The following is a 14,266-nucleotide window of genomic DNA, read 5'->3' on the forward strand; positions in this document are numbered from 1 at the left end:
ATAAAGGGCTTGCCCTTGATATAGCCCACTATAACTACGAGCTTCGCTTTCGTAGTTGTGGGCTCTTCCGAGGGACTCAGGGCTTTGCCCTAAGAACCCACCAAGGGCTGCTTGCCCTATGGAACCTCGCAAGGGGGGGACCCTCCCCCTTGACCACCCCGCTCAGTGGCATCTGCCCCTAAGAACCCTGAGCAGGAAGTGACTCTCTCCCTGCACCCTCCAATCAGGGTTCCCACCCCGTTACCCCTTTTGAAAGAATAGTAGAAACTAAAAATTTCTGAATTACAGTAAAACAGTAATTACATAAAAACATAAAATTGTAATATGAGTACAATAGCAAAAGCATCCGACCACGTAAAGCCCTGCAACATTGAGCAGAGTGAACGTCATAACAGGCGGGACGCTGAATATATCGCCTCGCTGAACCCACGCACTTTATATGTGCGGACTGAGCTGAGTCATAACAATGAGTCGTATGTAGTACCCGACTTGAAGGGTGTCACCCTCCAACAGCACTATGATGCCATCAAAGCTATGGTGAAACAGAAGACTGGCCGAGCTATGCAGGAAAAGAAGGTGACTGTCATTGGCAAGAATGGTAAGCCTAAAGAGCGTAACGGCAGTAGCCCCATCCGTGAGAGTGTTGTCAACATCAAGCCTGACACCACAATGGGCGATCTCTTGAAGTACACAGAGAAAGTGCGTCAAAGATGGGGAGTCAGGGCTATCCAGATACACATTCACAAGGATGAAGGCCATTATACTAACCCTGATGATCCGTCAACCTGGCAACCCAATCTTCACGCGCACATCATTTGGGACTGGATGAACCATGAAACGGGAAAGTCCTTTAAACTTGGTAAGAAAGACATGGAAGAATTACAAGACATGGCGGCTGAGACATTGGAGATGGAACGTGGCAAACGAAAGTCAGAGACAGGAGCCGAGCACCTGGAGCGAAACGAGTACATCCTGAAAGTGCAAGAGGAGAAGAAAGAGAAACTTCAGGCAGAAATTGCCGAAGAGGAAGCAAAAGCTACAAAGATGGCTCAGGCCTCCCTGTTCGACAAGATGTTCAACGCAGGTCTTAGCCCGTCAGTAAGGAAGGCATTTGAAGAGAAGGATGCAGCGCATAAGGAAGAACTGTTCCAGGCAACAACGGCTGTCAACGAGGAAGGTCTGCCTTATATGTGGACCAGTGGTAGTAAGAAGGGCCAGAACCTTACATGGGAGGAATTAGCCAAGTGCCGTGAAAGAGAAAAGAAAGATGCTGCCATTAAAGCCGAGGCCGACAAGCAAGCAGCCGTTACCCAGGCAAAGGCCGATGCCAAGGCAGAGCATGATGCTGAGATGGCCAAGACAAGAGCGGAGTATGAACTGCGTATTAAGAAAGAACGGCTCGCAGTCAAGGAGGACGGTACACCTCTCTGCTGGAAGGGTGGCAACAGGAACGGTCAGCAACTCACCAAGGATGAAGCGATAAAGTGGTTGGGTGGTCAGTTGAAGGTATCTCAAACCGTGAACAGTGCACTGCTTGATAGGCTGAGAGTGTTGAGAGACCTCTTGTTCGCAACTTGCAGTATGAACTTCAAACGAGTTGTCGAGATTATCGTTGACCAGTGGAAAGCAGGCATGAAGCATTTTGCCAAAGGCATGAAAGACTTTATCTGGAGTGCCATCAGTGTTGAGAAAACCGAGGCAGGGCGCAAGTCTTATGTGGATGATGCCGTTCACTTCGCAAAGATGCTCGCCAAGACTGATACTGATTGGGAAGCAGATGACAAAATAATAAACTCTCTTCATGAGGACGCGCTTCGCATTGTCGATGGCACATGGGAGTCTTACCACGAGAAGCAAGAGCAGCGCAGCCAACTCTTCGACGCAGCCGTATCGGCTCTTGTCCAGATGGGCAACTGCTCCTATCAGCGTCACCTGAATCAATCGCAGGCAGACACTATTGAGACCTTCCTTGCTTTCGATGGTGGTGACAGGAAGCAGCTATGTGATGAAATCTGGTGTGTGGCCAAAGATAAGGTTGAACGTTACTGGCGTGATGGTGCTCATGATGCGTTGGAGGAACTGAGAAATAGGGAATTATATAGCCGTAGTTACAACAATGGCATGAAAAGGTAGGCAATTTCACCAAGTAAATGAGGACCAATCCTGTGGCAGAAATGCTTGTAGATGCCTACGAATAGCAGCGGAGCAGTTAGTAAACGCCATGATTCTGTCATTCATCAAGGAACACTATCTATTAGAGAGGGTGTCATGGAGTGGCATTACTGACTCAAAGACTAATCTTACAGCATCTCGCACTCGGCAACTTTGTGATGCCATGACGGTCACCAAAAACTTGATGGCGAATCTACTTCTTGCCGCTAGTGGCAGAGGCGGTATCAGTGCAGGTGGTGGCGGTTCCAATGGTGAGCTTACAAACTGGGATGGCACGAAGAAGCGGAATGGTTGGGGCGTATCTTGATAGGAGTCCTGTATTTGTTCTTCATATAACAGCATTGAGTTACGGAGAAGATCTCGGTAACTAACTGTCACATGTATTGAGGTTGTTCCTATACATTCTTGGAGTTATACCCATCTCACGTTTAAAGAAACTATTGAAGGCTGGAGAGTTGGGGAAATTCAGACGATCGGCAATCTCGTAGGTCATCAGGTCACTGGTCTTTAGCAGCATCCTGGCCCGAAGTACAACGGCACGATTGATCCAGTACATGACGCTGTGGCCGCTGGCCTTGCTGATGACCGATGAAAGATGGTGAGGACTGACTCGCAGTTCTTTGGCATAGAAGGGGATGTTGCGCTCTCGTTCGCAATACTTGCTGACCAGCAGCTTAAACTGCTGAAACAACTGTTGATTGCGTGACGGGGCATCAGTCTTTTCGCTAGCTTCAGCGGCCTGTTTGATATAATTAGCATTGCTCAGCATGGCTTCTGTCATCTGCTTCACAGTATCACGTCGGTATGGTTGTTGGGTGGAAATGTCCCAAAGCAGATACATCATGCGAAGCAGGTACTCTGCATCTTTAGCAGGACAAGCCATGACAATACTTTCTGGTATGTGGATATGTGTCTTGTCAGCAATGCCGCATAGCATGAGGTCCATGCTGCAATGAGTAAACTCCAAAATCATGTCGGGCGTGGTGAGTATGAGCGTACCTTTCTCTATGTGATAATGCTCCAAATCCAGCTGAATGTCAGCCTCGCCATTCATTACTAATAGCAAGTGAGGCTCTGGCAGTTGGTATATTTCTCCATCACGCAAGAATGTAGCATTGCGTGGACATCCATTCAGGATGATAGTGATGTCGTCGTTGTTGATGATGTGGCACTCGCTGCCGACTACCTCTCGCAAATCCATGTTCTCAACTGAGAAATAATGTATGTTTTTTGTCTTACCCATTTGGCGAAAATTATGATTTTGTATGATTGGATTACAAAATTAGTATTTTTTTTTAATAGATAGACAAAGATTTTTGGAGAATCATACAAAATCATAATCTTTTCGTACAAAATCATAATCAAATTCATGGAAGATGGACGTAAATTTACAACAAAGAAACAAAAAACGATGGAAACAATATACTACACACGAGAGGCTAACGCCATGCTCAATACGCTGATAGAGGCGGGTGACGAAGTGGAACTGAAAATGCTGTTGGAAAAGGCCAAAGTCAATTTCCTGATAGCCCCAACAGTCCTTTCCGGTCTTTTGCAGGGGCAGGAAATAGTCTATCGCATGGAGGATGGCGTACAGTATTTCCGCGTCAACGAGAATTACCATTTGCTCAAGCGCGAAACAGACAGCTACCGTCCTCGTGATGTTGACATCTACCTCCGCTTCCGTCAGGCGATAAAGCAGTATTTCCGTGAGCATTATTCCGTCAGCGATTATGCCGCCATCCTTCGTGTCACACCGAAATATCTCGCCACCGTCGTCAGGAGAGTCAGTGGACAAACCGCCAAAAAACTGATAGAACAGGAGACCGTTGGCGAAATCAAGCACACCCTTCTCCACACCCAACTTACGGCAAAGGAGATTTCTGCTCAATTCCACTTCCCCAATACATCCTCATTCTGTCGTTTCTTCACAAGGCATACAGGAGTGACACCGCAAGAATTCCAGAAAAACAGTCTCATCATAAAGTAATAAGGACAGACAGCCATGATATATAGAATAGGTTTAGATATAGGCTCTACCACAGTGAAGATGGTTGTGGCCGATGGCGACGGACGCATCGTTTGGTCACGCTATGAACGACACAATGCACGCGTAAAAGAGATCTTGCTTCGATTCTTTGCTGATGCTGAGGAAAAGGTTGGCAGCAGTCATGTGACAGTGGCAGTTACGGGATCTGTTGGTATGCAGACGGCAGAGGTGCTTGGAGCCGAGTTCGTGCAAGAGGTAGTGGCAGCTTCTTTTTTCGCCCGCCAACAGTTTCCCGAGGCAAAAGCACTCATTGACATTGGCGGTGAAGACTCGAAAGTAGTGCTCTTCAACGATGGACGATTGGACCTGCGCATGAACGGCAACTGCGCCGGGGGCACGGGAGCCTTTATCGACCAGATGGCACAACTGCTGGGACTGACCAACCTGCAGATGAACGACTTGGCGCTGACCGCCACGCACCATCACACCATTGCCGCACGCTGTGGTGTGTTTGCCAAGACCGATGTACAGAACCTGATGAGTCGTGGTGTACCTATAGCCGACATCTGTGCCTCCGTGTTCCACTCCATCGCCGTGCAGACCATCACCACACTGGCCCACGGACAGACCATCGAGCCACCCATATTGCTCTGTGGCGGCCCGCTCACCTTTCTCTCTGCGCTGCGCAAAGCTTTTGCCGATTATATGCATTGGGACGAGAGCCTGTTCATCGTAGGTCAAGATAACTGTCTGGTTCCAGCCATTGGTTGTACCTTGCGTTGCAAAGATGCCACCTTTACACTGTCAGAGTTGAAGGAGAGGCTGAGTGCCAAGCAGCAAATCAACATCAAGACGGCCCAGCAGCCACTCTTTGTTGATGAGGACGCTGTCGCCACATGGCAGCAGGAGAAGAGGAATAATGCTATCGAGGTGGTGCCGATGCAGTCACGCGAGCAGGTCGTAATTGGCATTGACTCTGGTTCTACAACGACAAAGATTGTGGCCGCAAGGTCTTCGGGCGAAATACTTTTCACATACTACACACAGAGTCTTGGCAAGCCTATCGAGGCTGTGCGCGAAGGACTGCGACAATTGCAGATGGAGGCACAGCGGCAATGCTGCGGATTGAGTGTTGTCGGCTCGTGCTCCACAGGTTATGGAGAAGACCTGATCAAGGCTGCCTTTTCGCTCGATGACGGCATCATCGAGACCATGGCGCATTATCAGGCCGCTAGCCGGCTGATGCCAGATGTGTCATTCATCCTCGATATTGGTGGACAGGACATGAAAGCCATCTTCGTGGAGAAAGGCGTGGTGACACGTATGGAGCTGAACGAGGCCTGTTCGTCGGGCTGTGGCACATTCCTGCAGACCTTTGCTCAAAGCTTAGGAATCGACATTTCGGAGTTTGCCCGGCAAGCCTGCACTGCCGTACATCCTTGCGACCTGGGTACTCGTTGCACCGTCTTCATGAACTCGAAAATCAAACAAGTATTGCGAGAGGGAGCATGCGTGGCCGACATTGCCGCGGGTCTGGCCTACTCAGTGGTGAACAACTGTCTCCACAAAGTGCTGAAACTGAAAAACGTCAGCGAACTGGGGCGTAGGATAGTAGTGCAAGGCGGCACCATGCGCAACGATGCAGTTGTGAGAGCATTAGAACTGCTGACGGGCTGTCAAGTAGCCCGTAGTAACATGCCCGAAATGATGGGGGCATACGGCTGTGCACTCCACGCTGCCAGGCATCTGTCCGCCCCACGCTCTTTGGAACAGATGATGCAATCGGCCAACTGCGAAACACGTTTGCTACAATGCCGGGGTTGCGAGAATGCTTGCCAAGTGACGCGGCACAAGTTTGCCGGAGGTAGCAGCTACCACAGCGGCAACAAGTGCGAGCGGGTGTTTACCAATACTGCAACTACCTGTCAGCCCGGGGGCAACGTTTATCCCGAAAAACTACGCATGCTCTTTGACCGTGAGACCAACGCTGCAGCCTTGCGCCGCATCGGCATTCCGCGTGTACTGAACATGTATGAGGATTATCCGTTTTGGCACCGTCTTCTCACATACTGTGGTTTCCAGGTTGTGCTCTCGTCGGAGTCGAAGATGCAACGCTACGAGGGTGCCCTCTGCATGGTGATGAGCGACAATATCTGCTTCCCGGCGAAACTGGTACACAGCCACATAGAAGAGCTGCAGAATTCGGGCGTGGAGCGCATCCTGATGCCCTACGTGGTGTTCGACAAGCAGGAGAGCCTGACGGCCGTCAACAGCTACAACTGTCCTATCGTGTCGGGCTATTCCGATGTCATCCGCAGCAGTATGTCGTCCGCCGTTCCTGTCGATTCTCCCGTTATCAACTTCGCTGACAGCCGTCTGCTCAAGAAGCAGGTGGTGGACTATCTCTTGTCGCTCGGCATCAGCCCGAAGATAGCCAATAAAGCTTTCAGGCAGGCTTTGCAGGCACAAGAAGACTACGAGACAAGCATCCAGGAGCTGACTCAGAAGATTCTGGATGAAGGCCGACGGAAGCGACAGATGATTGTTTTGCTGGCTGGACGCCCCTACCATGCTGATCCGCTCATTCAGCACCGCTTGAGTGAGACCATCAGTCAGATGGGTGCATGCGTCATCAGCGAAGACATTGTCAGGAATCGCCAAGATATTGCCGATGGTCATACCAACAGTGTACGCCAGTGGGCATACACAAACCGTATCATCAAGGCCGCACAGTGGGTAAGCTCCGTGGCAACCGACGTGCAGTTTGTGCAGATGACTTCCTTTGGCTGTGGCCCAGATGCGTTTATACAGGACGAAGTGCGTTCGCTGCTGGCCCGCCATCATAAAACCTACACCCTGCTGAAAATTGACGACGTGAGCAATATCGGTTCTCTGAAACTACGTGTCCGCTCGCTCATTGAGAGTCTGCGTCTGCAATCGGGTCGCGCCAACCCAATTGTGCTACCCTTTCAGACTATCCGTACCTATACTCGTAACGACCGTCGTCGGAAGATTCTTGTTCCACATATCTCTGAGTTCATCACACCCTTGCTGCCTGCCTTTGGCCATGTGGCTGGCTACGACATCGAGGTGTTACCACCCAGCGATGCCGAGTCGGCCGCTGTCGGACTGCAATATGCCAACAACGAAGTGTGCTATCCCGCTACGCTCATTGTGGGCGACATCATCAAGGCACTACAGTCAGGCCGCTACCACCCGGAGGAGATTGCCGTAGCCATGTCGCAGACAGGCGGACAATGCCGTGCCACCAACTACGCGGGTCTCATCAAGCGGGCAATGGTGCAGGCGGGCTTCCAGCAGATACCGCTCATTACACTTGGTGTGACCACGAACGAAACGAAGGCCAATCAGCAAGAGGGATTCGACTTTCCCTGGCTAAGGCTTTTCCCTGTGCTTGCTACCGGTCTGCTGTATGCTGATGCCGTGGCCAAGATGTACTATTCCACCGTCTGCCGGGAGAAACAGGCAGGTACAGCTGACGTGCTGCGCGACAAATATCTTCGTCTTGCCTCAGAGGTAATACGAAAGCATGACACGAAGCAACTCATGTTGCTGATCGACCAAGCTGCTTCTGAGTTTAATGCAGCCTGCACAGACCGGAAGACGAAGAGGGTAGGCATCGTTGGTGAGATATTCTTGAAGTTCAATCACTTTGCCCATCAGCAAATCACCGACGTGCTCATCAACCAGGGGTTCGAGGTGGTACCGCCGCTCATCACGCCCTTCTTCCTGCAGGAATTTGTCAACGTCGTGCAGAACAAACGACTGGGACTTTCCGCTTCACACCTTCCTTCGGTGGTTGTCCGTATGCTCTACCGTCTTGCATGGCGACACATACAGCGGTTCAACAGTGTACTCAGCCGCTATCCGCAGTTCACGCCTTTCACCGACATTCGTCGCGAGGCGCGTTTGGCCTTTCATATCGTGTCTCCCGCTGCCCAGGCTGGCGAGGGCTGGCTATTGCCAGGCGACATGATGGAGCTGGCAGAGCAGGGTGTGAACAGCGTTATCAGTCTGCAACCCTTCGGCTGCATAGCCAATCACATCGTTGCAAAAGGTATCGAGAAAGCTGTTCTGCGACACTATCCCCACCTGAACCTGCTCAGTCTCGACTTTGACAGCGGGGTAAGCAGCGTTAATGTCATCAACCGCCTGCTGCTCTTTCTCGATAGTGCTTAGCTTTGTCGTGTATTAAACTTTGCATATTCAAGTGTAGTGCCTCATACATATAATATGTTTGTCCAATCCGCCAATGAATAGCCTTTGACCGCCTCAGACCGTGCGGTTTATTTGGCTAAAAATAGTTAAGAATTGCGTAAGTTGTTGATAATCAATTACGAGCCAAGTTTTCAACGAGGATGAGTATTAGGCAATCTTTTGATTCGTAACTAATTTGAAAATCAGTGAGGTGTGAAAATAGCAATTGCTTTCACACCTTATTTTTGTGTCTAAAAGTACGCGAATTCATTTGTAACATTAGCGTGAGAAAGACTGAAACAATGTCAGTTATATTAAAATAATGTAGTATATTTGCAGCATTAAAAACCAAAAACTATGAAGAAAGTATTACTGATGATGGTTGGATGGCTGCTCACAATGACGGCTTCTGCCAAGGGAGAGGACAAGGTTTACCAGTTTGACAAGCCGCTGTACGGTGCTGCGTACTATGCGGAATACACGCCGACGGACCGGCTCGACGAGGACATCCGGCTGATGAAGGAGGCGGGACTGACGGTGGTGCGCGTGGGCGAATCGACATGGTCGCTCTTCGAGCCACAGGACGGACAGTTTGAGTTCGCCTGGATGGATCGCATCATCGACGCGCTGCACAAGGCGGGCATCAAGGTCATCCTCGGTACACCGACCTACAGCATCCCGTCGTGGTTGGCAGCGGAGCACCCCGAGGTGCTGTCGCAGAAGTGGGACGGCGGACAGAGCCACTACGGCATCCGCCAGAACATGGACCTGCTGAACGCCACCTACCGCCGCTACTCGGAGCGCATCATCCGCAAGATGATGGAGCACTACGCCCAGCACCCCGCCATCATTGGCTATCAGGTGGACAACGAGGTTGAGGCGCGCAAGATTGACAACCCCGACTACTTCGAGGGCTTCCGCGAGTACATCAGGCAGGAGTTCCATGGCGACCTGAAGGAACTGAACCGCCGCTGGGGACTGAACTACTGGGGCATGAACATCAACCGCTGGGAGGACTTCTACGACCGCAAGGGGGTGACGAACCCTTCGTATAAGGTGTGGTGGGAGCGCTGGAACCGCAAGGTGACGGCCGACTTCCTGAACTGGCAGGCCGACATCGTGAGCGAGTACAAGCGCCCCGACCAGTTTATCATGCACTGCTTCATGCCCAGTTTCTACGACATCGACCAAGTGGAGGCATTCCGGCAGATGGAGTACCCCGCCATCAACGTCTATTACACCATGCAGAACGGACAGGACGGACAATGGATAAGTTATTCGTGTGACTTCATGCGCACCGTCAGCCGAAGCCACAACTTCCTCATCACCGAGACCAACGCCCAGGGCACAGGCTGGTCGAGCCGCAACCAGTGGCCTCCCTACGATGGACAGTTGCGGCAGAACATGTACGCCTTCCTCTCGGGCGGTGCGAATATGGTGGAATACTGGCACTGGAGTACGTTGCACTACGGTCAGGAGACCTACTGGCGCGGCATCCTCGGTCATGACGGTAAGCCCAACCGCGTCTATCGTGAGTTCCAACGGGGAGCCAAGGAGTTGGAGAAGATTGGCGACCGACTGGTGAACCTGAAGAAGCGGAACCGCGTAGCCCTACTGTTCAGTCACGACTCGAAGCACGCCCTCGACTTCATGCCCTACACCGACCGCGACCAATACAAGGTGGACATGATGTACGACGCACTCTACCGTCAGAACATCGAGTGCGACATCCTGCCTGTCGATAAGCCCGAGATGCAGGATTTCTCGCAGTACGACATGCTCGTGGTGCCCTCGCTCTATGTGGCAACCGACGAACTGCTCAGGAAAATCAGCGACTTCGTGCGAGAGGGCGGCGAGGTGGTTATGCTCTTCAAGAGCGGCTACACCGACTACGACAATGCCGTGCGCCCCGTGCTGGCTCCCGGTCCGCTGGCCGAAGCCTGCGGGTTCACCTATCAGGAGTATTCGAGTATCAACAAACTGCCGCTGAAGCCATCTTCTCCCCTCCACTTGGAGGGGTCGGGGGAGGCTTCCGTCAACACCTGGATGGAGTTCCTGCAACTGACCACGGCACAGCCCTTGGCCACCGTCGAGCACCAGTTCTTCGGTCAGTGGCCTTGCATCACAGAGAACCAGTATGGCAAGGGGCACCTTATCTATATCGGCACTGTGCCTTCCACCGACATTTTATATAAACTTATCGCCCGTGCTGCCGACCGAAAAGGCATCGCCACCCTGGAGCGCCAGTACCAGTTCCCCGTCGTCCTCCGCTCCGGCACCAACGCAAAGGGTCGTCAGATACACTACCTCTTCAATTTCTCCTACGAGCCCAAGACCATCGCCTGGCCCTATCAAGCCAGTCAGTCGCTGCTCGACCGGCAGTCCCTCGCCAAGGGTCAGGACATCACCGTTGAGCCGTGGGGCGTAGTAATAGGAGAAGAAAAATGACGAAAGACTGTTAGACTTGTTTGCCAAGTATCCAGCCATAAGTCTCAAACAAGTGGGCTTTCCGAGAGACAGAGAGTCTCAAAGATGATGAGTATCATCTTTAATGACGAGGAAGTATATTTTGATAAGTTTTCTTAGAGATTTGATAGATAATGTGTACCTTTGCGGCATAAAAAATAAGTAACCTCGTATGAATATGGAATTGCCTTTTACAGACTATTTAGTCCAAATAAAACGATTAATAAATGAAGAGGTTAGTACAACTGCTTGGTTTTCAACAACGTCGCTACATTTCAACGAGGATGAGTGTTAAATAGTAGATTTCTATCTATCTAATCAGATATCAGCGAGATAAGCAAAAACTATTTGCCTGTCTCGCTGATGTTTTTATTGTCGTACAAAATTGCGTATTTACGCAAAAAAAGTAAATGAATCTTTCGATATATCAATATTTCTATTTCTGCTTATATTTGCAAACAGAAATTGCGTATTTACGCAGAAAATGTAAATGGCTATGGTGATAATTACGTATATGAGCATCTATGAATTCCTACTTGATGAAAACAGTCTTCAGATATAACTTGCAGAGAAGGTCAAGCAAATTGTCTAAGATCGGCAGGAGGGATACATTAAAACGCTACATGAATGGCCAGCCCGATAAGGAGGAAGCTGCAGGTACTGTGTTAATGCCTCACTCCCCCTTCTTGAAGTCTGATGAGTGTGAGCGAGTAAAAGGACAACTTTCTTACATTGCACATGGCATGAAGGAAGAGCGACAGCAAAGTCGAAACCGTGGATTTCACATGTAAGACTCCAAAAACAAGCCTGCCAATAATTGCTACAGGCAGGCTTGTAATAAAAGAGCTATAGGCCTACAATGAATGGGGACACGAATATTATTTGTTGAAAATCTCTTCGAGTTTCTTATCAATGTCCTCACCACGTAGTCCTCGGGCAAGGATGGTGCCGTCGGGGGCGAAAAGGATGATGTGAGGGATGCCGTTAATGCCATATGCCTTCGTTGCAATATCCTGCGCATTTATGATTTGCGGGTATGGAATGAGATGTTCCTTAATGGCAGCTTCGGTGTGGACAGGCTTGTCGGAGACAGCTACGCCGACGACTTGCAGGCCACGGCTGCGGTATTTGTTGTAGGCGGCGATGATTCGGGGGATTTCCTCCAGACAGGGGGCGCACCATGAAGCCCAGAAGTCAACAAGGACATATTGGCCGCGTCCTATGTAGTCGCTCAAGCGCGTGGTCTTGCCATTGTAAACTACGGAAAAGTCGGTGAAGGGCCTCGACGGGTCACTTGGCCCAACGCGGTTCTGCTCTGCCTCTACTTTCCATCCCGTCTGGGCTTCATCGGGCAAGCCGAGTGCTTTTCTAATAAGGGGCTCTAGTTCGTCCACTTCGGTTGATGTAGAAAGAATGGTGCCATCGCGGTCGATGAGGTACATGCCTCCGCCGGAGAAGCCGAGACCGTTCTTCTGCCACACTTTCAGCTCGTCCTTCAGGTCGACGAGGTTCTGCCATGGGTAGCCCTCCTTTTCGGCGGCACGAGTCATGCGGCTCACCTCATCCTCGTGAGCGATGCCAACGACGGTAAACCCCTGCTCCTTGTACTTCTCATAGAGTGGGATGAGGTCTTTGCTGTGCTGTCGGCAGGGACCGCACCACGAGGCCCAGAAGTCGATGACGGCGACTTTGTCACGATAGAGTGATGACACGTTTACGCGCTCGCCGTTGGGTGTCAGAGCCTCGAAGTCGATGTAGGGCTTGCCGGGTGTAAGATGCCATGCCGCTTCGAGCGTGAGGATGGTGCTGTGGATGGGGTTCTCGGGGTGGAAGTTCTCGTAGGCAGTGTGATAGACGTTCATCAGCCTTGCCTTCATCTCGTTGTAGCGGTCGTTTCTGTATTGCATCCGCTCGGCTATGTCGTAGAGGGCGTACTGCATCGGGTGGGCAGCGTAATAGTCGAATTCCCATGCCCGGTATTCGTTGTACAGTTTCTCATATTCAGCCATGAATTCCCGGTCGCGCTTCATCAACAGCGTGTCCTCTTCGGGGTTCTTGCCCTGCTTCTGCAATTCCTCCACTCGTGGGCGAATCTCTTTTTCGGCTTGTTTCTTTATTTCGTTCAACTTCGAGACATATAGTCGTTCCGCCTCGGCATCCATCTTGACCTTCAGCATCTGTTCGGGACCACCGCTGACAACCTTCCATGTGTTGTCATCGAAACATAGCGTCACTGTAGCGTTGTTCTCTACGAGGAAATTCTCGTTTCGCCATGAGCCGCGTTCCCATTGCTCGTGCAGGAACACGTTGTAGAGCTTCATTTTGTCAGTCTCCACTTCGCATGAGAATCGCCCCTGCGCGTCTGCCTTCGCCGTGATGTAGTTGTCAGACACGCGGATGTCCACGTCGACAGGGCAGAATACTACAGTTTTTCCCTGCGTCGTATCACGCAATTCTCCTTCGACGTGGCATTTCACTTGCCCTTGCCCTGCCATTGCAACGAGGGCGAACAGAAGGGTGATGATGGCTTTCTTGTTCATTTTTCGTTTCTTATTTGTCTTTACCTTTTATTATATATACGCTGTAATGCGAAATCCTTATGTAAAGGTACAACAAATTACTGAAAAGTGGCATACTAATGCCCTACCTTTTATATATTATTTGCAGAAAGAATAAGTTTGTCGAACTCACCAATGAATCGCCTTTGACCTCCTCAGGCCGTGCGGTTTAATCGCTAAATAAAACTAAATCTTTATAGAAGAGTGGTTCGTTCAAATGGAAAATAATTACTTTTGCAGTATAAAACAATTCATTAAATAACGGTATTATGGATTTATTCGATCAAATTAGTGAAGATATTAAGGCCGCGATGAAAGCTCGCGACAAGGTGCGTCTGGAGACGCTTCGCAACATCAAGAAAGTATTCCTGGAGGCAAAGACGGCACCAGGTGCCAACGACACACTGTCTGATGCTGATGCACTGAAGATTATCTCAAAACTGGCTAAGCAGGGCAAGGAAACAGCTGCTACCTATACTCAGGCAGGACGCCAGGATCTGGCTGACGCAGAGTTGGCACAGGTGGAGGTACTTGAGACTTATCTGCCGAAACAACTTTCTCAAGAGGAGATAGAGGTAGAGGTGAAGAAGATTATTGCTGAGGTGGGAGCCACAAGCATGAAAGAGATGGGAAAGGTAATGGGCACAGCCAGCAAGCAGTTGGCTGGAAAGGCCGATGGCCGCATCATCTCAGAGATTGTGAAGAAGCTCTTGGCATAACCTCTGTCTCTGGGTCTCATCATAGGCTATATAATAAAGAACAAGCCTCAATTCCCGATGCTTAAGGGAATTGAGGCTTGTCTTTAGATAATGCATAAAAGTAAAAAGTACAAATTATTAGCTGTTTTTTAATGTGGCGGTAT

At 50.3% G+C, this 14,266-nt stretch carries 8 protein-coding genes; 6 read left to right on the top strand and 2 right to left on the bottom strand.

Translation table 11 applies throughout. The features are described from left to right. Positions 1 to 324: 324 nt before the first annotated feature. A complete protein-coding gene (locus L6472_RS01530; protein WP_237806568.1) occupies positions 325 to 2,133 on the top strand; it encodes a hypothetical protein in 1,809 nt (602 codons plus the stop codon). A gap of 88 nt (positions 2,134 to 2,221) precedes the next feature. Further along, positions 2,222 to 2,479, top strand: a complete 258-nt coding sequence (locus L6472_RS01535) for a hypothetical protein (protein ID WP_237806570.1) — start codon at positions 2,222 to 2,224, stop codon at positions 2,477 to 2,479. Between the two features lie 60 nt (positions 2,480 to 2,539). Here the strand turns inward: L6472_RS01535 and L6472_RS01540 are convergent, their stop codons facing one another. Further along, positions 2,540 to 3,415: a helix-turn-helix domain-containing protein gene (locus L6472_RS01540; RefSeq protein ID WP_237806572.1), complete on the bottom strand. Its 876-nt coding sequence runs from the start codon at positions 3,413 to 3,415 to the stop codon at positions 2,540 to 2,542. A 168-nt stretch (positions 3,416 to 3,583) separates the two neighbouring features. Between L6472_RS01540 and L6472_RS01545 the strand changes: the two genes are divergently transcribed. From L6472_RS01545 to L6472_RS01555, 3 genes are all read left to right on the top strand, one after another. Next, a complete protein-coding gene (locus L6472_RS01545) occupies positions 3,584 to 4,162 on the top strand; it encodes an AraC family transcriptional regulator (RefSeq protein WP_237806574.1) in 579 nt (192 codons plus the stop codon). A gap of 15 nt (positions 4,163 to 4,177) precedes the next feature. Continuing rightward, entirely contained in the window at positions 4,178 to 8,362 is a 4,185-nt protein-coding gene (locus tag L6472_RS01550; protein WP_237806576.1) for an acyl-CoA dehydratase activase, read from the top strand. Positions 8,363 to 8,737: 375 nt separating this feature from the next. Next, positions 8,738 to 10,828, top strand: coding sequence for a beta-galactosidase (locus L6472_RS01555; protein WP_237806578.1), 2,091 nt, complete (start codon positions 8,738 to 8,740; stop codon positions 10,826 to 10,828). 896 nt (positions 10,829 to 11,724) lie between these two features. Here L6472_RS01555 and L6472_RS01560 read toward each other — a convergent pair. After that, the gene (locus tag L6472_RS01560) at positions 11,725 to 13,386 is read right to left on the bottom strand and encodes a TlpA disulfide reductase family protein (protein ID WP_237806580.1); all 1,662 of its coding nucleotides are present in this window, start codon (positions 13,384 to 13,386) and stop codon (positions 11,725 to 11,727) included. A gap of 287 nt (positions 13,387 to 13,673) precedes the next feature. On the opposite strand from L6472_RS01560, the gene L6472_RS01565 reads away from it, so the two are divergent. Next, on the top strand, positions 13,674 to 14,123 hold the full coding sequence (locus tag L6472_RS01565) for a GatB/YqeY domain-containing protein (RefSeq protein WP_027448925.1): 450 nt from the start codon (positions 13,674 to 13,676) through the stop codon (positions 14,121 to 14,123). Positions 14,124 to 14,266 lie beyond the last annotated feature (143 nt).

The organism is Prevotella sp. E13-17 (genome assembly GCF_022024035.1).
Classification (GTDB): domain Bacteria; phylum Bacteroidota; class Bacteroidia; order Bacteroidales; family Bacteroidaceae; genus Prevotella.

What these genes read in the sequence shown, in the direction of transcription:
- L6472_RS01530 (WP_237806568.1), top strand. Translation starts at nt 325, where the DNA reads ATGAGTACAATAGCAAAAGCATCCGACCACGTAAAGCCCTGCAACATT.
- L6472_RS01535 (WP_237806570.1), top strand. Translation starts at nt 2,222, where the DNA reads ATGATTCTGTCATTCATCAAGGAACACTATCTATTAGAGAGGGTGTCA.
- L6472_RS01540 (WP_237806572.1), bottom strand. Translation starts at nt 3,415, where the DNA reads ATGGGTAAGACAAAAAACATACATTATTTCTCAGTTGAGAACATGGAT.
- L6472_RS01545 (WP_237806574.1), top strand. Translation starts at nt 3,584, where the DNA reads ATGGAAACAATATACTACACACGAGAGGCTAACGCCATGCTCAATACG.
- L6472_RS01550 (WP_237806576.1), top strand. Translation starts at nt 4,178, where the DNA reads ATGATATATAGAATAGGTTTAGATATAGGCTCTACCACAGTGAAGATG.
- L6472_RS01555 (WP_237806578.1), top strand. Translation starts at nt 8,738, where the DNA reads ATGAAGAAAGTATTACTGATGATGGTTGGATGGCTGCTCACAATGACG.
- L6472_RS01560 (WP_237806580.1), bottom strand. Translation starts at nt 13,386, where the DNA reads ATGAACAAGAAAGCCATCATCACCCTTCTGTTCGCCCTCGTTGCAATG.
- L6472_RS01565 (WP_027448925.1), top strand. Translation starts at nt 13,674, where the DNA reads ATGGATTTATTCGATCAAATTAGTGAAGATATTAAGGCCGCGATGAAA.